The organism is Cognatishimia sp. F0-27 (assembly GCF_020667845.1).
Taxonomy (GTDB): domain Bacteria; phylum Pseudomonadota; class Alphaproteobacteria; order Rhodobacterales; family Rhodobacteraceae; genus JAFMPQ01.
Map to the genome: position 1 here is coordinate 36,272 of NZ_JAFMPQ010000029.1, position 19,072 is coordinate 55,343.

At 66.3% G+C, this 19,072-nt stretch carries 16 protein-coding genes; 3 read left to right on the forward strand and 13 right to left on the reverse strand.

The genetic code is table 11. The annotated features are described in order from the left end of the window. The first annotated feature begins 74 nt into the window (after positions 1 to 74). The gene (locus J1C49_RS15305) at positions 75 to 1,073 is read left to right on the forward strand and encodes a DMT family transporter (RefSeq protein WP_227446706.1); all 999 of its coding nucleotides are present in this window, start codon (positions 75 to 77) and stop codon (positions 1,071 to 1,073) included. Positions 1,074 to 1,757: 684 nt separating this feature from the next. Here the strand turns inward: J1C49_RS15305 and J1C49_RS15310 are convergent. The 5 genes from J1C49_RS15310 to J1C49_RS15330 form a co-directional block, all read right to left on the reverse strand. Then, positions 1,758 to 2,459, reverse strand: a complete 702-nt coding sequence (locus J1C49_RS15310; protein ID WP_227446707.1) for an ABC transporter ATP-binding protein — start codon at positions 2,457 to 2,459, stop codon at positions 1,758 to 1,760. Then, the gene (locus J1C49_RS15315; protein WP_227446708.1) at positions 2,452 to 3,309 is read right to left on the reverse strand and encodes an ABC transporter ATP-binding protein; all 858 of its coding nucleotides are present in this window, start codon (positions 3,307 to 3,309) and stop codon (positions 2,452 to 2,454) included. The genes J1C49_RS15310 and J1C49_RS15315 overlap by 8 nt, the downstream gene beginning before the upstream one ends. Then, positions 3,306 to 5,192, reverse strand: a complete 1,887-nt coding sequence (locus J1C49_RS15320) for an ABC transporter permease (protein WP_227446709.1) — start codon at positions 5,190 to 5,192, stop codon at positions 3,306 to 3,308. The genes J1C49_RS15315 and J1C49_RS15320 overlap by 4 nt, the downstream gene beginning before the upstream one ends. A gap of 132 nt (positions 5,193 to 5,324) precedes the next feature. After that, positions 5,325 to 6,536 (reverse strand): ABC transporter substrate-binding protein, encoded by a 1,212-nt coding sequence (locus J1C49_RS15325; protein WP_227446710.1) that lies wholly within the window; start codon positions 6,534 to 6,536, stop codon positions 5,325 to 5,327. Between the two features lie 33 nt (positions 6,537 to 6,569). Beyond that, a complete protein-coding gene (locus J1C49_RS15330; RefSeq protein WP_227446711.1) occupies positions 6,570 to 7,637 on the reverse strand; it encodes an aromatic ring-hydroxylating dioxygenase subunit alpha in 1,068 nt (355 codons plus the stop codon). 178 nt (positions 7,638 to 7,815) lie between these two features. Here J1C49_RS15330 and J1C49_RS15335 point away from each other — a divergent pair, with 178 nt between their 5' ends. After that, on the forward strand, positions 7,816 to 8,238 hold the full coding sequence (locus J1C49_RS15335; protein ID WP_227446712.1) for a MarR family winged helix-turn-helix transcriptional regulator: 423 nt from the start codon (positions 7,816 to 7,818) through the stop codon (positions 8,236 to 8,238). A 75-nt stretch (positions 8,239 to 8,313) separates the two neighbouring features. Here J1C49_RS15335 and J1C49_RS15340 read toward each other — a convergent pair whose 3' ends face one another. The 7 genes from J1C49_RS15340 to J1C49_RS15370 all read right to left on the reverse strand — a co-directional run bounded on the left by J1C49_RS15340 (position 8,314) and on the right by J1C49_RS15370 (position 16,227). Further along, positions 8,314 to 8,625 (reverse strand): hypothetical protein, encoded by a 312-nt coding sequence (locus J1C49_RS15340; protein ID WP_227446713.1) that lies wholly within the window; start codon positions 8,623 to 8,625, stop codon positions 8,314 to 8,316. A 476-nt stretch (positions 8,626 to 9,101) separates the two neighbouring features. After that, complete coding sequence (locus tag J1C49_RS15345) at positions 9,102 to 9,686, reverse strand: amino acid synthesis family protein (RefSeq protein ID WP_227446714.1); 585 nt, start codon at positions 9,684 to 9,686, stop codon at positions 9,102 to 9,104. After that, complete coding sequence (locus J1C49_RS15350; protein WP_227446715.1) at positions 9,683 to 10,264, reverse strand: amino acid synthesis family protein; 582 nt, start codon at positions 10,262 to 10,264, stop codon at positions 9,683 to 9,685. Before J1C49_RS15350 ends, J1C49_RS15345 begins: the two co-directional genes overlap by 4 nt. Positions 10,265 to 10,295: 31 nt before the next feature. Next, positions 10,296 to 11,141 carry a UPF0280 family protein gene (locus J1C49_RS15355; protein ID WP_227446716.1) on the reverse strand — a complete coding sequence of 282 codons (846 nt, stop codon included), beginning with the start codon at positions 11,139 to 11,141 and terminating at the stop codon, positions 10,296 to 10,298. Then, complete coding sequence (locus tag J1C49_RS15360) at positions 11,138 to 12,619, reverse strand: 6-hydroxynicotinate reductase (RefSeq protein WP_227446717.1); 1,482 nt, start codon at positions 12,617 to 12,619, stop codon at positions 11,138 to 11,140. The genes J1C49_RS15355 and J1C49_RS15360 overlap by 4 nt, the downstream gene beginning before the upstream one ends. Beyond that, positions 12,612 to 15,359 carry a molybdopterin cofactor-binding domain-containing protein gene (locus tag J1C49_RS15365; RefSeq protein WP_227446718.1) on the reverse strand — a complete coding sequence of 916 codons (2,748 nt, stop codon included), beginning with the start codon at positions 15,357 to 15,359 and terminating at the stop codon, positions 12,612 to 12,614. Before J1C49_RS15365 ends, J1C49_RS15360 begins: the two co-directional genes overlap by 8 nt. Next, positions 15,352 to 16,227 (reverse strand): xanthine dehydrogenase family protein subunit M, encoded by an 876-nt coding sequence (locus J1C49_RS15370; protein WP_227446719.1) that lies wholly within the window; start codon positions 16,225 to 16,227, stop codon positions 15,352 to 15,354. Before J1C49_RS15370 ends, J1C49_RS15365 begins: the two co-directional genes overlap by 8 nt. Positions 16,228 to 16,391: 164 nt before the next feature. On the opposite strand from J1C49_RS15370, the gene J1C49_RS15375 reads away from it, so the two are divergent. After that, the gene (locus tag J1C49_RS15375; RefSeq protein ID WP_227446720.1) at positions 16,392 to 17,570 is read left to right on the forward strand and encodes an amidohydrolase family protein; all 1,179 of its coding nucleotides are present in this window, start codon (positions 16,392 to 16,394) and stop codon (positions 17,568 to 17,570) included. 263 nt (positions 17,571 to 17,833) lie between these two features. Here J1C49_RS15375 and J1C49_RS15380 read toward each other — a convergent pair whose 3' ends face one another. After that, positions 17,834 to 19,066, reverse strand: a complete 1,233-nt coding sequence (locus J1C49_RS15380) for an SPOR domain-containing protein (protein ID WP_227446721.1) — start codon at positions 19,064 to 19,066, stop codon at positions 17,834 to 17,836. Positions 19,067 to 19,072: the final 6 nt, after the last annotated feature.

Genomic DNA, 19,072 nt, shown 5'->3' on the forward strand with positions numbered 1-19,072 from the left:
GATCGGTGCGTGGGCGCGCAGCGGCAGAGCGTGTCGTTTTCGGTGTGGACGGAGCGGCGCACGGCACGTAAGCCATGATCATGCCTCCATCATCCACCGCAAGCGAAAGCCTCGACCGGCCCGCCCTCGGCATTCTTCTCATTTGCCTCGGCGTGGTCGCCATCTCGGTCAACGATCTCCTGATCAAGGTTCTGTCCGGCGGCTACCCCCTGCACCAGATGGTTTTTGTGCGCTCGGCCATCGGATTGGTTTTCACGCTTGGGTTTGTCTTTGCCGAAGGCGGTTTGGGCATTCTCAAGACGCGGTCTCCGGGGCTGCACATGCTGCGCGGGGTGCTCGTGGTCTTTGCGAACATGACCTTTTACGCGGCGGTGGCCGTGATGCCGTTGGGCAAGGCGACGGCCTTGTTTTTCGTGGCACCCTTGTTCATCACGCTGTTGTCGATCCCGATGCTCGGAGAGCGGGTGGGCGCCTTGCGGATCGGAGCGGTGCTTTTCGGCTTTGCCGGTGTTCTGGTCATGCAGCAGCCGTGGGTTGCGGAGACGGAAATCTCGCGCTGGGTCTTGCTTCTGCCGGTATTGGCGGCAGCGCTCTATGCGTTCATGCAGGTGCTGACGCGCAGACTTGGAGTAACGACGAAGGCCTCCGCGATGGCGGTCTACATTCAGTCGACCTTCCTGCTTGTCTCAGCGCTGTTCTTCCTTGTTGCCGGAGACGGGCGCTTCGCAGAAGGGGTTCAAAACGAAAGCCTGATTTTCCTGCTGAGGCCGTGGATCTGGCCCGCGCCGGAGGATTGGCCGGTGTTTGTCGGGCTGGGATTGTGCTCGGGGGTGATCGGCTATTGCCTGAGCGCCGCCTATCGCATGGCCAAGGCGGCGACGATTGCCCCGTTCGAATATATCGGCCTGCCGCTGGCGATCTTCTGGGGCTGGGCGGTCTTTGGCGAATGGCCTCAGATCGCGACCTGGATCGGCTGTGCGATGATTGTCGGAGCCGGTATCTTCGTGTTCCTGCGCGAGCAGGCAAAGGCGGCGCCGACCCCGGGAAGACGGGCACGCTGGGGGCGTCGCTAGGGGCGGATCTTGCCGGTTTCGGAGGATGCACAATCCATGCACAACCCATGCGCATGACGGTGCATGTCCGGTTTAGGGGGCGCTGCCCCCGTCTTTGGCAAGCCAAAGACTCCCCAGGAGTATTTCTGGACAGAAGAAACCGGGGGTGGACGCTTGGGAGGGGGCGTGTTGCGGCAACCTGGCGGGCAAGAGGAACGCGGATATGTGGGGGATGGATGGCGACCGAATTTCAGGAAGGACGGGGCGGGCCGTCATCGCGATAGAGCAGGTCGGCTGGGAAAGGAAGATGGCGCGGATTGGAGGGAGAAGGGAGAGCCCCCCGCGACGGACCCAGGGCGCGCGCGGGGGGAGACCGCGGCTCGGAAAGAGAGCGGCTTGGAGCGGGGAGAGCGTCGCGGGCAAGGACAAGCTCAGAGGGAGAGAGCGACGCGGGAGGCGGAAAGAAAAAGGGGTCAGTGGCAGAAAGCGACGGGGAAGGGAAAAGTAGATCTGAGGAAAACAGAGCGTCGCGCGAGAGGCAGCGTATTGAAGCGAGAAGGGAGGTCGACAAAAAAGAGAAGGAACGGCTTCGGGGGACGCGAGAGAGTGGCAGGCGCGGGACGTGGTCGGAGGGAGGGAGAGGATCGGAGGGGAAAGGGCCGGAAAGGGAGAGCGCGTTGGAGGGCGCGTTTCGACCCGAATGGCTCAGACAGAGAGATAGGCGTCACGGATTTCGGGATGGGCGTTGAGCTCGGCGAGTGTGCCTTCGAACTTGGTGGTGCCGCCTTCGATGATCACGGCGCGGTCGGCAACCGCGCGGGCGAAGTGCAGGTTCTGCTCCGACAGCAGCACGGTCAGACCGTCGGCCTTGAGCTGCGTGATCACATGGGCCATCTGTTCGACGATCACCGGGGCGATGCCTTCGGAGGGCTCGTCGAGCAGCACGAAGCTGGGATTGCCCATGAGCGTGCGCGCGATGGTCAGCATCTGCTGTTCGCCACCCGAGAGCGCCTTGCCGCGATTGCCCCGCCGTTCCGCGAGATTGGGGAAAAGCTCGAACAGCATCTCCTCGGTCCATTGCACGGTGCCGTCGCGGGCGGGCTGGCGGCCCACTTCGAGGTTTTCGGTGACGGTGAGATCGGTGAAGATGCGGCGTTCTTCGGGCACATAACCAAGGCCGAGCTTGGCGACCTTGTGGGTCGGCCAGCCGGTGATGTCCTGTCCGTTGTAGCGCACGCTGCCGGAGCCGGGCACCACCATCTGCATGATGGATTTCATCGTTGTCGTCTTGCCCGCGCCATTGCGGCCCAGAAGTGCGACCACCTGGCCGCGCGCAACCGAGAAGCCCAGATCGTTGAGCACATGGGCCTTGCCGTAAAAGCTGTTGATGTCGGATAGCTCAAGCATCGGCCGCATCCTCCTGTGCGAAGACCGTGCCGCCGCCGAGATAGACCTCCTGCACGCGCGGGTCGTTGCGGATGGCTTCGGCGTTGCCTTCGGCGATGAGTTGGCCACGATTGAGCACCATGATGCGGTGCGAATGGGCAAAGACCACGTCCATGTCATGTTCGGTGAAGAGCACCGACACGCCCCGGTTCTCGACGATCTCCGCCGTGAGCTGCATCAGGCGGATGCGTTCACGCGGGGCCATACCCGCCGTGGGTTCGTCCATGAGCAGCACCGCAGGATCATGCGCCAGCGCGATGGCCAGTTCCAGCCGCTTGAGATCGCCATACGCAAGCACCGCGCAGTGCCGCTCTGCCTGATCGGCCATGCCGACCATCTCGAGCAGTGCGAGCGCCTCGTCGCGGTAGAGCCTGTGGGCGCGTGGACGGATCGACAGGATGCGGTGGTGATGCGACATCAGCGCCATCTGGACATTCTCGCCCACGGTCATCGACGCGTAGGTGGCGGTGATCTGGAACGTGCGGCCCACGCCCTTGCGCCAGACCTTTCGCGGGTTCATGCCGGTGATGTTTTCGCCCTTGAGCCAGACCGCGCCCCTGGTGGGGGCAAGCTGGCCCATGAGCATGTTGAAGCAGGTGCTCTTGCCCGCGCCGTTGGGGCCGATCAGCGCCAGAAGCTCACCCGCTTGCAGCGAGAAGGACACGTCATCGACCGCGACAAGCCCGCCGAAAGCCTTGGTGAGGTTGCGCGTTTCCAAAACGGGGGATGGCGATGGCGGGGCCTCTGACCGGGTTTCTGACCGGGCCTGTGTGGCGGATTGGGATGCGGGGGGGTGCGATGCGGTGGTCATGCGGCTTCCTCCCGCGCCTTGCGCTTGCGGGTTTCCTCTCCGCGCAGCCAGCCCGCGCGTTCGGCCCATTTGCGCGCCGTGCCGACGATGCCCTCGGGCATGACGATCACAACGAAGATGATCAGCAGGCCAAGGATCAGGCGCCAGTATTCGAACCGGGTGATGACCTCTTCGAGCCCTTTGAAGGTGGCCGCGCCCACAACACCGCCCGCCAGCGTTTTCACGCCGCCAAGGAACACGACGATCAGCGCGTCGAAGCTGCGGGCGATCTCCATCTCGTTGGGAAAGACGCTGCCCTTGGAAAACACGAACAGCCCGCCCGCGAGGCCGGCCATCATGCCGGCAAACCCGAAGCCCAGCCATTGCACGCGTTTGACGTTGATGCCGGTGGCCTCGGCGCGGCGGTCGCTGTCACGGCCTGCGCGCAGGGCATAGCCGAAGGGCGAATGCGCGACGTGGCGCATGGCGAGGATGCCGCCAATGCAGAGGATGAGCGCGAGGTAGAAGAAGACCGTCGTGTCGTTGAGCCAGTCGGCGGGCCAGATATTGACCAGCCCGTCATCGCCGCCTGTCACCTCGCCCCATTGGAACACGAGGCTCCAGAGGAGCTGCGCGAAGGCCAGCGTGAGCATGGCGAAATAAACGCCCGTCAGGCGCAGGCAGACCCAGCCGATGATCAGCGCGCCGAGGCCCGCGCCGATGGGGGCCAGCACGAAGGCCAGTTCCATCGGGGAGTTGGAATGGGTGACGATGAGCGCGGCCACATAGGCACCGCCGCCGAAATAGGCCGCGTGGCCGAAGCTGACGAGGCCGGAGAGGCCCATGAGGAAGTGCAGCGAGGCGGCAAAGAGGCAGAAGATCAGGATGTCGGTGGCGAGCACTTGGCTGAAGCTGGAGCCGTAGAGCGGCAGGGCGGCGAGCGTGGCGATGCCCGCGGCGACAAGCAGGCGGACCTGTGTGCCCGCCGGGCGGATCGGTTTTTCCGGCTCGCCGACCTGGCCGTGTTCGCCCGCCACTTCGGGCCGTCCGAAGAGGCCGTAGGGGCGGATCATCAACACCAGAACCATGACGACGAAGATCAGCACAAGCGTGGATTGCGGCAGGTAAGTCACGCCGAAGACGTTGACCACGGAGATGATGACGGCGGCGAGATAAGCGCCGGGCAGCGAGCCCATGCCGCCGATCACGACGACGACGAAGACCGCCGTGAGGATGTTGAAATCCATCAGAAGATCCGCCCCGCCCTTGGGCAGTTGCAGCGCGCCGCCGAGACCGGCGAGCCCGCAGCCCAGCGCGAAGACGCCGGTGAAGAGCCACGCCTGATTGACGCCGAGCGCGCCGACCATCTCGCGATCCTGCGTGGCGGCGCGGACCAGGACGCCAACGCGGGTGCGGGCAATCAGATACCAGAGCAGCAGCGCGACGATGGGCGTGATGACCAGCAACGCGATGTCGTATTTCGGCACCGGCTCACCCATGATGCGGATCACGCCGCGCAGGCCGGGTGCGCGCGGGCCGAGGAGATCTTCGGGGCCCCAGATCATCAATGTAAGGTCAGCCACCACGAGGATGACGCCGAAAGTGGCCACAAGCTGGAACAGTTCGGGCGCGCGATACACGGGCCGGAGCACGAGGATCTCCACCAGCATGCCGATCACGCCGACCGCGATGCCCGCAAGCAGGATCGCGCCCCAGAAGCCGACCGCGCCGGGCAGCACCTGCATCAGCGTGTAACCGATATAGGCGCCAAGCATGTAGAAGCTGCCATGGGCAAAGTTGACGATCCGGGTGACGCCGAAGATCAGCGACAGGCCGGAGGCGACCATGAACAGCGCGCCGGCATTGGCCAGCCCGGTGATGAGCTGCGCGATGAAAAGACCCATGCGGCGTTCCTCGGATCATGGTTCAGTGCGGGGATGCGGCACGGGGCGGCCCCGCACTGCACGCGGCGCGGCCCCCGGCCATGCGCGCCCCAATGACTGTGGGGCGCGCGCGGGTGGGTCTGTGGGTCCGGATCAGTTGCCGGGACGCAGCTCCATCACCTTTTCGTCAGACGGCAGGTAGTCACCGCCGTATTTATACTCCCAGTCGACCATGACGCCCTTGCCATCGCGCAGAGCCGTGGTGCCGACATAGGCACCCATGGTCGCCTGATGGTCAATGGCGCGGAAGGTGATATCGCCCATGGCGCTGGCCACTTCGAGCCCCTTGAAGGCCTCGCGGATCGCGTCCGTTTCGGTGGAGCCTGCACGTTCGAGCGCGGCGGCGATGGATTGCACGGTCATGTAACCGACGATGGAGCCGAGGCGCGGGTAATCGTCGTAGCGTTCCTGATAGGCCTTGACGAAGGCGCCGTCCGGGCCGTCTTCGAGGTCATACCAGGGGAAGCCCGTCACGACCCAGCCCTCGGGGGCCTCGTCGCCCAGCGGGTCGAGATATTCCGGCTCGCCCGAGAGCAGACCATAGACCGTGCGCCCGTCGAACAGACCCCGGTCGCCGCCTTCGCGCACAAGCTTGGCAAGGTCAGTGCCGAAGGTCACGTTGTAGATTGCGTCGGGTTTGGCGCGCTCGATGGCCTGCACCTCCGCGCCTGCGTCGATCTTGAAGAGCGCGGGCCATTGCTCCGCGACAAACTCCACATCCGGGTTGAGCTCGGTCAGCACTTCCTTGAAGGCGGCCACGGCGTCCTTGCCATAGGCGTAATTCGGCGCGATGGTCGCGAATTTGGTCGCGCCCGACGCCGCTGCCTCTTCCGCCAGCATCGCCGCCTGCATGTAGGTCGAGGAGCGCAGGCGGAAGGTGTAATCGTTGCCCGATGCCCAGACGAGGCTGTCTGCCAGCGGTTCGGAGGCAAGGTAGACATAGCCCTTTTCCCCCGCCAGCGAAGAGATCGCGAGGCCCACATTGCTGAGGATCGTGCCGGTGATCATCACCGCGCCATCGCGGGTCATCAACTCTTCGGCGATCTTCACCGCCTCGCCGGGTTCGCCCTGATCGTCGCGGAAGATGAACTCCAGCGGACGGCCCATGACGCCACCGGCGGCGTTGATTTCTTCGAGCGCCAGCTCGATGCCCATCTTGTAGGGCCCGGCAAAGGCGGCCATGCGCTTGTAGTGGTTGATTTCGCCCACGATGATCGGGCCGTCCTGCGCGGTTGCGGCAAACGGCGCCATGGTCACGGCCACAGCCGCCCCCATCAGCGTCTTGAGAAATGTCTTTCGTTTCATATCCGTCCCTTCCTGTTGTGGATTGGGCCCAGCTCAGTCGTGCTGGACAAATGTCGGCCGTTCCGGCTCTCCAAGATATTCTGTTGCCTCTGCCTCCACGAGGTCACGGATGCGTTTGCGATAGACATTCGGCCCCTTGTCGATGGCGATGCGAATCGGTTTGCGCTTCTGCGGGCGCTGTTCGGCTTCGTGCACCGCTTCGAGCACGGCCACATCCTCGGCAAAGGCGGTGCGGAACATGCCGTCCATCTGCGCAGAGGCGTCCTCGTCACCCTGCGCGCGGTTGCGCAGATGCATCCAGTGGTCGATCGTGTAATCCTCGCTGACCGGGGTGACAAAATGAAGGGCAAAGATGCGCACACCCTCGTCGCGGTCTTCCTCGGCGATGTTGCGCCCGGCCTCGATGGAGCCGAAATCGATCACGGCGGTGGAGGGGATGTGCAGGTGGTAGTAGTGCCAGCGGTCCACATTGCCGGAAAACCCGCCGAATTTCTGAAAGAACCCGACAGGCGGCGCGTTGCGGATCCAGCGCCACGCGGTGATGACCTTTCCGGCGGTGGAAACGTGCACGGGCACGTCTTCGGAGGCCGACGAGCCAAGCGTGGTCGGGTGGACAAAGCTCACATGCGCCGGGTCCACGAGGTTTTCGGCCACGTTGAGGTAATGGGCCCGGATATGCAGCGCATCGCCGTGATGCGCATGCCAGTTGGGGTCCTCGAACTCGGGCATGTCGAAGATGTCGCCGGGGTCGGCCAGCGCGGGCTCGCCCATCCAGATCCAGACGATGCCGTGGCGCTCCTCGACCGGGAACGCATCCACATAGGCCGATGCGGGCAGGTTGTCCTGGCCCGGCACGCGCACGCATTTGCCGGCACCATCGAAGGTCATGCCGTGATAGCCGCATTGGATGGTATCGCCGATGCGCCTGCCCTTGCTCAGCGGCAAGAGCCGGTGCGGGCAGCGATCCTCGAGGGCCACGACCTTGCCCGTCGAGCTGCGAAAGAGCACCAGCGGCTGGTTGAGGATCGTCAAGGCGCGCAGGGCCTCGCCGAAATCGCGCGACCACCCCGCCACATACCACGCATTGCGAACAAACTGCATCTTACGGTCCTCCCGTCCGGTCGGGCGCGCCATGCGGCGTCTCCCGGGTTGGATTGCCTTGATCGGGCCATAAATACTTGTTAGCTGTCAAACAATTTTTCGGGTTTGGCGCGAATTGATGCCGGGCATGGAGATCTTTGCATGTTTGGGCAGCCCGGCGACGGCAAAGGAACAGGGTTTGACCGAGGATGATGGACCTGAATACCGGCTTGAGGACCAGATCGGTTACAAGCTGCGGCTGGCCAACCAACGGCATGTGGAGCTGTTCTCGCGGCTGATGCCGGAGGCGACGCCGACCCAGTTCGCGGTGCTGGCGCGGCTGCGGGAGGTCGGGCCGATCTCGCAGAATCACCTCGGGCGGCTGGTCGGCATGGACGCGGCAACCACCAAGGGCGTGGTGGACCGGCTCAAGAGCAAGGGGTTTGTCTCCTCCAGCCGGTCGGAGACGGATCTGCGCCGCTTGCAGATTGCGCTGACCGAGGAGGGGCGCCGCTTCGCCGATGCCGCGGTTTCACGGGCGCGCGAGATTTCCCGGGCCACCGCCGCAAACCTCACCCCGCGCGAGCTGGAGCGGCTGAACGAACTGCTCGACAAGCTCTGAGCGGATACGGTCGGGAGGCCGGAAAGGGATGGCCGGGCGCGTCGGCGCAGGCCGCATCCGGCTCCGGGCAAACCCTCACCCCTGTCGCACCAGCTTTCCCAACATGAGATGCGCAACGCCATGCAGCGCCAGCCCGACCACGACCCATCCAAGCGACGCCCATGTCAGCAAGGACAGGTCTTCGGTGACCGGCCGCAGCAGCGCGAAGGCGATCAGCGTGAACCCCACCGCGTTGCAGAAGCCGCAAGCGAGCTTCAGCCGTTCATTGCGGATCGCGCGGCGATCGGGTGCGAGATCCTCGGCAGGCTGTCCCAGAATGCGCGCCGGCCCCGCGGCAACGGTGTAGGCAGCGGCGATCTCAAGCGGTGTTGTGGACTGGAGGGCCATGACGGGGACTTTCAAACAAGCGTGGACGTCTCATACAGTTGCAGACTTCTCCCGGGCCGGCTGTGAAGCGGTTCACACGCCCGCTGCGGACCCCCTGAAAATCGCTCGGCCCCTGCGCATGGCTCCCAAACCGCCCGCAAAAAAAGCCGCGGCCCCGCTCAAAGCGCCGCCTCCCTGTTTCTTCTGTCCGGAAATACTCCGGGGGTGCGGGGGCTGGCCCCCGCTAAACCGAGCGTGCGGGGGCTGGCCCCCGCTAACCCGAGCGTGCGGGGGCTGACCCCCGCTTCCCCAAGCGTGCGGGGGCTGACCCGACTGGTTCAAATGTGCAAGACCGATCAACGCGGTTTCAGGTGTGCAACGGCTGGCCCTCGCGCGCGACAGTCACGCGGCAACCGCCGCCTCCGTCACCCGCGTGCAGGGCTTTACCCGCGCGCCCCGGTGGGCGCTTTCGGTCGCCGCAGCAATCCGCGCCCGCCTCAGCGCAACCCATCCTCACCCTTGGCGTCTTTTGCCTCCAGCCCGCCGACTCGAGGCAGGGGGCGACCGCTATCGGTGACGGCCACGGCGACGAGTATCTCATTGGCGCGCGGCGCGTCATTCATCCGCACCTCGACCCCGTCGAAATGGCTGCGGACATAGGCCGCGTCCTTATGGCCAAGCGGCACGTCGAGATCCTGCCCCGGTCCACCTCGCTTTTTCGAGGAGGGCACGAGTGCCGCTCCCTTTTCAACCGCCGCGCGGAGCGGTTTGCCCATGGCCGGGTGCAGCAGGGCGGCGGCATGTTCCAGCTCGCCATTCTCGCCCACCATCGCGGCCTTGCCATAGCCTTCAGCCTCGGACGGCGCGATGCCGAGCGCGTCAACGCAGCGCTGCCCCAGAAGCCCGCCGAGCTCCGCGCCAATCTCGATCAGCGGTGTGAGGTCTTCCTCAAAGATCCCGGCGAAGGGGTTGGCGATCACCGCAACGGCCACGGCTTTGCGGGTCGGCGGATCGATCACGCGGCCCATTTCCTGATGTGTTTCCTCGACCCAGACGGCCAGCTTGCGGATATCGGCGCTCATCTCAGACCGTCCTCTCCCTTGATGTCTTCAACCTTGAGCCCGCCCGCGCGGTCATGCACACGGGCCCCGGTGGTCATCACCAGCACCAGTGCCAGCTCATCGGCGCGCGGCGCGTCGTTGAGGCCCACCTCCATCGCGTCGAAATGGCCGCGCACATAAGAGGCGTCGATATGGGTGATCGGCACATCCAGCCGGGTGCCCGGCGCACCGACCTTCTTGGTGGAGGGCACAATGGCCTTGGCCCCGCCCAGCACCTCGCGCATGGCGTAGCCGCCCGGCACGTGCCAGAGCGCGCCGTGTTCGATCTCGCCATTGGTGCCGACAATCGCGCCCTTGCCATAGCCCTGCACGGCATCGGTGCCGCCGAGCATCACCGCAAGGCGCGACGCCATCTGGATGCCCAGGGGCTTGAGATCTTCCATGAAGGGCTGAATGTCCGCCTCATAGCGCCCCGCAAAGGGGTTGGCGATCACCGCGACGATGGCGGCCTTGCGCAGGGGCGTGGCCGCGGGCGGGCCGCCCTCATGGTGTATTTCCTCTTCGACGGTGAGAATCTTGCGGATGACTGGGTCGGGCATGGGGGCTCCTGTCAGGCTCGGGGCTTCGTGGTCAGGTCATGAGCGCGGGGTGCGCGGTATCGTCCGCCATGGTTGTGACGGTCTGGCCGCGCAGAACCAGCGCCGCGGAGTGGATGACACCGCGCGCCCGCAGCGCGTTGGCGCGGGAGAGACCGGCGGCGAGGGCCGCGTGCACCTCGTGCCGGGTCAGCGCGCCCAGCGCCTGCGTCACGGGACGCGCGCCGAGATCGCTGTCGGGTTGGATCGCCTGCGCCGGCACGCGGGTCACGGCGGGATGATCCGGCAGATCGACGGCGTTGGCAATCAGTGTTGCGGCGACGTCGGCGGTGGCCGCATCGCACGCCAGAACCGTGACGCTGTCGGCGATGCCGAGACTGAGGCTGCGCCCGCCGCGCCCGGAGGTGGCGATTCCGCCAACACCGTCTCCGGCCGAAATCTCGGCCCGGCCCAGAGCGGACGCATCCAGACCCGCCAGACCGACCCGGAAGCGCCGCCCCCGCGCCAGATGCAGCGCGATGTCCCCGCCATTGTTCACGTAGGCGCGGGTCAGGCGTCCGGCCGACACCATGGCGGCGAGCACGGTATCGGCCACAGCGCCCGCCACGGCGGCCATGGGGGTGACAAACGCACGCTCCGCGACGCGCGTGCAGGCCTGTGCCATATGGCGCGCGATGGCCCCGTCGAGCGGTTGCCCGAGCGGGCGGCGCAGGGCGGGCAGCTCCGCCACAAGCTCGGTCAGGACCGTGTCAAAGCGGTCGCGGGCCGCTGCGAGCGCGGCTTCACGCGCAGCGCCTTCGGCGCCAATCACGAGGTCGATGGGCCCATGTTGCAGATGGATGCGCCCGCCGCTCAGAGCGGCCATCACGGGGCCGGTCATGCGCCGCCCTTGCCGCGGCGCGCGCGGTGGCGCTGGTGGTCATGCGGGTCGGGCTGGCCGTGTTGGGCGGCAACCTTGCGGATCTCGGGCGACAGCACGCTGTCCACCGGCTGCACGTGATCCATATGACCACCAAGCGCGGCATAATCGGATTTGCGCAGGGTGAATTCGATGGGAGCCACAAGCGCGGGTGTGGGCACATACCCAAAGGAATTTGTTGGCATGTCCATCACATCAGCCATGAAGGTGATGCCGCCGCCGGGCCAGACATAGGCCTCCGCCCCGCCGCAGCTCACATAGGTCAAAGCGTCCTTCACCGATTTGGTCAGCCGCACGGGGTTTTCGGTCACGCCCGCGCGCAATGAGCCGCCCGCGCCGCCCATGAAGAGCACCGAACAGAGCGAGGGTTCGCAATTCTCCGCAATGCGCTCGCAGCTTGCCAGCAGCGGGGCGGTGATCTCAGCAGGTTGCGGTTCGAGCGCGTCGTCGAGCGTGAAATAGGCCCATTGCTCGCCCGTGGTGGAAACCATCAGCAGGCGCAGGCCGGGCCATGCCTTTTTCGGGTCGGCGGATTTGAGGATCGTCAACGGGTCTTCGACATCGGTGCCGCCCCAACCAGTGCCGGGTTCGGCCACCTGAAAGTAGCGGCCGGGTGTCGACCGCCGCCCGTTGATGCGGATGCCGGAAGGCGTCATGCCAAGCTGTTTGCCTGCCTCGTGTTCGGTCAGCACGCCGGTGATGTGGTCGTCGACGACGATCACCTCGTCCACATGCGGCTGCCATTGCTTGGCGAACATGCCGATGGTGGCGGAGCCGCAGCCGACGCGCATGAGCTTTTCCGGGGTGCCGTTGATGATCGGCGCCTGCCCGGCCTGCACGACGATCGTGGCCCCCTCGTCGATCTCCATCTCCACCGCTTCGCGGTTGCACAGCGCCATGAGCGCGTCACAGGTCACGCGGCCCTCTTTCTTGGAGCCGCCGGTAAGGTGCTCGACCCCGCCAAGCGAGAGCATCTTGGAGCCGTATTCGGAAGTCATGACATGGCCGATGGGTTCGCCCTGCACGCGCACCACCGCGCGTTCGTGGCCGATGAACCGGTCGGTGTCGATCTTCACCTTGACGCCGCAATAGCTGAAGATGCCTTCGGTCACGACGGTGACCATGTCCACATCCTCCACCAGCTGGCTGACGATGAACGGGGCGGGTTTGTAGTCGGGATAGGTTGTGCCCGCGCCCACGGCGGTGACAAAGGTGCGGTCGCCCTGGATCACATCGCCGTCCCAGTCCTGCGAATTGCTTTCCTGATCGAGGAACTTGACCGCGCGGGCGCCGCTTTCGATCACGGTGAGCGGATCGAGCCGCACCAGCGTGCCGCCGTGATTGGCGTAGCGGTCGCAGGCCCCGGCCTTGCCGTCGGCGATGTAGCACATCACCGGGCAGGCGTCGCAGCGGATCTTCTCGGGGGTGTCCTTAGCCATGACCGGCCTCCTTGAGTGCGGCGCGCAGCCGCGCGGGCGTGACGGGCACCTGCCGCAGGGTGGCCCCGGTGGCGCGGGTGATGGCGTTGAGGATCGCGGGTGCCGTGGGGATCAGCACATGTTCGCCCAGCCCCTTGGCGCCGTAGGGTCCGTGCGCGTCGGGTTCCTCGACGATGAGCGTGTCGATGGGCGGAATATCCCCGAAGGTGGGGATCAGGTAGTCATGCAGGTTCTCGGTGCGGCCGGGAATGAACTCCTCCATCAGCGCCATGCCGAGCCCCTGCGCGATGCCGCCATGGACCTGCCCCTCCACCAGAAGCGGGTTGATCGCGCGGCCCACATCATGCGCGGCGACAAAGCGCAGCACCCGCGTGGTGCCGAGCGCGATGTCCACCTCGACCATGGCGAGATGCGCGGCGTAGCCGAACTGCGCGTAGGGCGCGCCCTGCCCCTCCGCGTCCAGCGGCAGGGTCGGCGGGTCGTAGGTTTCGGCGGCTTTCAGGACGTAGCCTTCGGGGTCGGGTGTGAGCGTATCGAGTCGCAGGCTATGGGTTTCGGCCTTGTCGGTGATGGTGATGCCGTCAGGGCCGGGCGTGATGGTCGCGTCTTCGGCGGCGTTGACCTGCGCGAGGATGGCGCGGCGCAGCGCTTCGCCGGAAAGCCGCGCGGCGTTGCCGCTCACGAAGGTCTGGCGCGAGGCGGAGGTCTTGCCCGCATCGGGCGTGATGTCGGTGTCGCCGCCCCTGAGCGTGATGGCAGAGACGGGCACACCGAGCGCCTGCGCGAAGATCTGGGTGATGACGGTGTTGCTGCCCTGTCCGATATCCGCGGCCCCCTGATGCAGCACGATCTCGCCCGAAGCGGTCAGGCCGCATTTGATCGTGGAGGGGTTGGGCAGGCTGGTGTTGCCGCAGCCATACCAACCGGCGGCGATGCCGACGCCGCGCCGGGTGGTTGTGGCGGTTTTGTTGAAGCTGTCGGCCTCGGCATTGAGCGATTGCCACGCCGGGCGCAGCGCCTCAAGGCAGGCGGTGATGCCGACGCCTTGTTCGAAGACCTGCCCGCAGACGGTGGGCTCGCCGTTGGTGAGCGCGTTCTGCAGGCGGAAGTCGAGCGGGTCGATGCCCAGCTTGGCGGCGAGCGCATCGAACATCACCTCCTGCGCGATGGCCGATTGCGGCACGCCGAAGCCGCGAAACGCGCCGGAAGGCGTGCCGTTGGTGTAGATCGCGGTGGAGCGCGCCTCGTAATCCGCCACGCGATAGGGACCGGAGGCATGCACCGGCACGCGGTTGGCGACGGTTGGCCCCCAGCTTGCATAGGCACCGGTGTTGAAGCGCCCGTCGAAATGCAGCCCGCTGAGCGTGCCGTCTTTTGTGGCGCCGATACGGATTGTGATCTCCGCCGGGTGGCGCTTGGTGGTCGACATCATTGACTCGGTGCGGGAATAGGTGATTTTCACCGGGCGGTTCAGGCGCAGGGCCGCGAGCGCAATAAACGGCTGCATCGACACGTCGATCTTGGAGCCGAAGCCCCCGCCGGTGGCGGAAGGGACAACGCGGATCTTCTCCATCGGCAGGGCGAGGATGTCGGCCAGCGTCTCTTGATCCATCACCGGGGCCTGCGTGCAACCGTGCACGTGCAAGCGCCCGTCCACCATCTCCGCATAACCCGCTTCCGGCTCGATATAGGCGTGCTCCACATAGGCCGTGGTGAAACGCCCCTCGACGATTGTATCGGCCCGCGCCAGCGCGCTGTTGGCGTCGCCGTGACGCACGAAGCCGCCGCACATGACGTTGCCCTGCTTGCCGTCGTGAAGCTGCGGGGCGTGATCGGCGGTGGCCTCGGCCGGGGTCATCACCGCATCGAGCGGCTCCCACGTCACCGGGAAATCCGCAGGATCGAAGGCGCGCAGCGTGGCGGGATCGGCGACGATAGCGGCAATCGCCTCCCCCCGGAACCGGCCATGCCCTTCGGCAAAGACCGGCTGGTCGATGAAACCGGGGATCACGCCGAAGCGGTTCAGGCCGGGAATGTCGCGGGCGGTGAGAACGAGTGCGATGCCGGGGTTCGCCGCCTGCCAGGCATCGAGATCGCCAAGCGTGAAGCGGGCATGGGCGTGCGGCGCGCGGATCACGCGCAACTCCAGAGCACCGTCCGGCGCGACATCATCGCCGAACCGCTCCCGCCCGTCGAGCTTGGGCCAACCGTCGAGCCGGGGCAGGGCGTCGCCGATGCGGCCTTGCGGCGCGGGTTCGGGGGCGCAAACGCCGGTGGCGACCACCGCGTCGATGATCTTGCGATAGCCGGTGCAACGGCAGAGAACCCCGCCCAGGGCATCCTCGACCTGTGTCGCGGAGGGCGCGGGCACACGGCGCAGCAACTCGGCGGCGGCGACCAGCATGCCGGGCGTGCAGATACCGCATTGCGCCGCCTGATGGGCATGGAACTGCGCCATGAGCGCTTGGGCGACAGGGTCGGAGGCGGCGAGACCGGTCTGGGTATCGACCCGCGCCCCGTCAACCCGCGCGGCGGGCATCAGGCAGGCGCAGACCGGCGCGCCATCAACCAGCACCGTGCAGGCACCACAATCGCCCGCGTTGCAGCCGATCTTGACATCACGCGCCTCCAGACGGCTGCGCAACAGCTCGGACAGGCGCTCCGCAGGGGCCGTATCGGCGGTAACGGGCCGGCCATTGAGCGTGAAACCGATGCGCGCGATCTGGGTCGGGTTATCCATGCTGCCCCCCCTGCCCCGGCACGGCCCGGGCGATGGCGCGGGCGATGAGCGTCCCGGCCGCGTCGCGGCGATAGCCTGCATCGCCACGGATGTCGTCAATCGGAGACAATGGCGCGACCTGCGCCGGCGTCATGCGCTCCAGGATCTCGTCCGGAGCCGCCCCCGTCAGCGCGGCTTCCAGCGCGGGCAAACGCTGCGCCACCGCAGAACAGGCCCCGACCGCCACCCGCGCCGTGTCGATCCGACCGTCCTTCATGGAGACCAGCGCCGACACCATGGCGATGGAAATCACCAGGTATTTTCGCGCGCCAAGCTTCAGGAAACTGCCGCGCGCGGCACCGGGATCGGGGATATGCACGGCGCGAAGCAGCGCGCCCTTCGGCAGCGCGGTCTGGCGCACGCCGGTGAGGAACCGGCCAAGCGGGGCGCGGCCCGGGCCGGTCGGCCCGATCCAGGAGACCTCCGCATTGAGACACAGGAGCGGCGGCACGCCGTCGGCCGCTGGCGAGGCATTGCAGAGATTGCCGCCAAGGGTGCCCGCGTTCTGGATCTGCACCGAGCCGACCTCGCGCGCGGCGGCCTTGAGCCCGTCAAACGCAGGCGGCAGATCGGCGCGCAGGATCTCGGTCCATGTGGTGAGCGCTCCGATCTCCCAGCCATCGTTGACACGGCGAATGCCCCCGAATCCGTCCAGCGCCGTCAGATCGAGCACATCGGCAGGAAGCGGTGCCGCGCCCCTGGCCGGATACCAATCGGTGCCGCCGGCAATCGGCGCAGCCCCGTCCGCCAGAAGCGCAAGCGCAGCCTCGACGGAATGCGGTCGGTGATAGCCCATGATGGCTCCAAACTGCGTAAGCGACCGATGCATGCCTGAAGACCCACCGGCCGGACTGTTCGTTAGTATACGAATAGAAAACGCGGCAGCGCCCTGCCTGTCAAATGGTTTCGCACAAGAGTCGCCCGCAGGTCTCTGAACGCTTGATCGAGACGCCCGATCTGTTAGCGTTCAAATGAAAATGACAGGAGGTCCGGATGTCTGAAACCCCGCATAAACTGGTGATCCGCAATGTCGGGCTGATGCTGTCCGGGCGGATCGAAGCGCCTGTTCTGGACGCCGATTGCCTTGTGGCGCTGGACGGGCGCATCGCGCAATGGGGCCACGAGGCGGATCTTGACACAAGCGGTGCGGAGACAGTGATCGATGCCCATGGCGTGACGCTTTCCCCGGGCTTGATCGACAGCCATGTGCACCCGGTGGTGGGCGATTATACCCCGCGCCAACAACAACTTCACTGGATCGACAGCACCCTGCATGGCGGCGTGACGACGATGATCTCCGCCGGTGAGGTGCATATGCCCGGCCGGCCCAATGACCCGGTGGGCACCGTGGCCATGGCGATCGCGGCGCAGCGCTGGTACGACAATCTGCGCCCTTCGGGCGTGAAGATGCATGCGGGCGCGCCACTTCTGCAAAAAGGCCTTGAGGAGCATCACTTCAAGCAGATGGGCGAAGCCGGTGTGCGGCTCATCGGCGAGGTCGGGCTAGGCACGATCAAGGACGGCAAGACCGCTCACGAAATGGTCGGCTGGGCGCGCAAATACGGGATGCAATCGACGATCCACACCGGCGGCCCGTCGATTCCCGGCTCCGGATTGATCGACGCGGACATGGTGCTGGATACCGGGACGGATGTGGTCGGCCATATCAACGGCGGCCATTCCGCCCTGCCGGATGACCAGATCATCTGCATCTGCGAAAACTGCAAGGCGGCGCTGGAAATCGTGCACAATGGCAATGAGCGCGCAGCCCTTCTGACGCTCAACACCGCGCGCGAGCTTGGCAAGCTCGACCAGGTGATTCTCGGCACGGACGGGCCTGCCGGATCGGGCGTGCAGCCCTTGGGGATCCTGCGGATGGTTGCCATGCTGTCTGCCCTCGGAGACGTGCCCGCGGAGGTGGCGTTCTGCTTTGCGACCGGCAACACCGCGCGGCGGCGCACGCTTGATGTCGGCCTGATCGAAAAAGGGCGCGCGGCGGATTTCGTACTGATGGACCAGGCGCAGCACGCACCGGGCAAGGATTTGCTCGACTCAGTCCGGCTCGGGAATTTGCCCGGCGTGGGGATGACGGTCATCGACGGCATCGTGCGCTCTCAACGCAGCCGCAACACGCCACCGGCCACGCGATTGCCGGAAATCGTGACGCAGTAGCGCCGGGCGTCGGGCCGTCGCGCGCACGCCCGGCCCGCCCCCGTCGCGCCCGCGCGGCCCCGTTCGGGCGGCCGTTGCCTGCGGTCACATGACGTCCCCGCGGGAGACCATGGCACAGCGCCACAACGCGCACCCGTTTCTTCTGTCTCGAAATACTCCAGGGGTCTGGGGACAGCGTCCCCAGCCGAAAGGACAAGCGTGGGGGCATCGCCCCCACACATTTGTGACCCTCTCGGCCCCAAGGCGAACCGGCGGTCCGCCTTTTAGCGCAGGTAGGCCTGCAAATATCCAGCGGCGCGCGCCTTGCGCATTGCGGCCTCGATCGGTGCACCCTCCGAATAAGGTCCGGCCTTAACGCGGCGCAGCGTCTCGCCACCGCGCCGAACGGTGCCGATGCGCACGCTCAACCCCTGCGCAGACAACCGCCCGGCGGCCGCCCGGGCCTTGGCCTCGGTGGTAAAGACACCGATTTCCACAAAACGCGGCTTTCCGGGCGCCGCACGGCGGGCCGGTTCCTGCCGTGTCGAGACGAAGACACCCTCTCCCTGCCCGTGGCCGCCATGGATCTGCACGATCTGGCCGCTGTGCTGCATCGGGCGGCTCCGCGGCGTGACATGGCCCACAAGCACAGGGTTCTTTGTGCGCTGCGCGCCCGCGATCTTGACGAGCCTGCGCGGGACGGTGTTCGTCCAGATTTCCTGCGTGTCGTAATAGCCTTTGACGGTCTGCCACGCCCGGAACGGGTTGAGACGATCATCTTCCCATGCCGGCTTGTAGCCCGCGGGAACATGCATCACGGATCGGTCCTGTTGCTCCCAGACGTGCTTGGGGACGATCTGCAGACGACCCGGAGGCCGGAACCCGCCCGGTTTGGACGGCGCGGCGGGCTGCATGACGCGGATCGGTTTGCGAGCATGGCGCGGCGCAGCGGGTTCCATCATCACGATCTGGGCACCGTGATCCTGCATCATCGCACCGCTGTGTTCCGGCACGGGGCGCACAAGGCGCGGCACCGCGCGCGGCGCAGGCGGCGGGGCAGCGCCATCGACCACGGCAGCCGCGGCGCGGATCTGCCGGACGTCTTCGGCGGTGGCATCGGGCGGCACCACAACCGGCGCGACCGCCACATCCGGTGCCGGGGCCGCTGCGCCATTGCCATTGCCGTTGCCGTTAACCGGGGCCGCGACCACCGGCGCCGGTGCGGGCGCGCTCTCGGTTGCGGTCGCTGCACCACCGGCCTCTTCCGCGACGGCAAAGGTCGGGGTCTGGCCACAGACCTGCTCACGCGAGCGCGACACGCGCGGCACCCAAGTGACCGCGCCGTTCACACCGCCACGCACGAAGACGCACCCGTTGATATCGACGAATTCCCGACCCTCGAAATCATCCGGCGGCGGGTTGGCCGGACCGGCGGTATCCTGGGCTGTTGCCGACCCGGAAACAATCCCCAGGGTACTTGTGAACAACGCAATAAACGCGAATCTTTTCAAAACCATGTCTGC

What these genes read in the sequence shown, in the direction of transcription:
- J1C49_RS15305 (WP_227446706.1), top strand. Translation starts at nt 75, where the DNA reads ATGATCATGCCTCCATCATCCACCGCAAGCGAAAGCCTCGACCGGCCC.
- J1C49_RS15310 (WP_227446707.1), bottom strand. Translation starts at nt 2,459, where the DNA reads ATGCTTGAGCTATCCGACATCAACAGCTTTTACGGCAAGGCCCATGTG.
- J1C49_RS15315 (WP_227446708.1), bottom strand. Translation starts at nt 3,309, where the DNA reads ATGACCACCGCATCGCACCCCCCCGCATCCCAATCCGCCACACAGGCC.
- J1C49_RS15320 (WP_227446709.1), bottom strand. Translation starts at nt 5,192, where the DNA reads ATGGGTCTTTTCATCGCGCAGCTCATCACCGGGCTGGCCAATGCCGGC.
- J1C49_RS15325 (WP_227446710.1), bottom strand. Translation starts at nt 6,536, where the DNA reads ATGAAACGAAAGACATTTCTCAAGACGCTGATGGGGGCGGCTGTGGCC.
- J1C49_RS15330 (WP_227446711.1), bottom strand. Translation starts at nt 7,637, where the DNA reads ATGCAGTTTGTTCGCAATGCGTGGTATGTGGCGGGGTGGTCGCGCGAT.
- J1C49_RS15340 (WP_227446713.1), bottom strand. Translation starts at nt 8,625, where the DNA reads ATGGCCCTCCAGTCCACAACACCGCTTGAGATCGCCGCTGCCTACACC.
- J1C49_RS15345 (WP_227446714.1), bottom strand. Translation starts at nt 9,686, where the DNA reads ATGAGCGCCGATATCCGCAAGCTGGCCGTCTGGGTCGAGGAAACACAT.
- J1C49_RS15350 (WP_227446715.1), bottom strand. Translation starts at nt 10,264, where the DNA reads ATGCCCGACCCAGTCATCCGCAAGATTCTCACCGTCGAAGAGGAAATA.
- J1C49_RS15355 (WP_227446716.1), bottom strand. Translation starts at nt 11,141, where the DNA reads ATGACCGGCCCCGTGATGGCCGCTCTGAGCGGCGGGCGCATCCATCTG.
- J1C49_RS15360 (WP_227446717.1), bottom strand. Translation starts at nt 12,619, where the DNA reads ATGGCTAAGGACACCCCCGAGAAGATCCGCTGCGACGCCTGCCCGGTG.
- J1C49_RS15365 (WP_227446718.1), bottom strand. Translation starts at nt 15,359, where the DNA reads ATGGATAACCCGACCCAGATCGCGCGCATCGGTTTCACGCTCAATGGC.
- J1C49_RS15370 (WP_227446719.1), bottom strand. Translation starts at nt 16,227, where the DNA reads ATGCATCGGTCGCTTACGCAGTTTGGAGCCATCATGGGCTATCACCGA.
- J1C49_RS15375 (WP_227446720.1), top strand. Translation starts at nt 16,392, where the DNA reads ATGTCTGAAACCCCGCATAAACTGGTGATCCGCAATGTCGGGCTGATG.
- J1C49_RS15380 (WP_227446721.1), bottom strand. Translation starts at nt 19,066, where the DNA reads ATGGTTTTGAAAAGATTCGCGTTTATTGCGTTGTTCACAAGTACCCTG.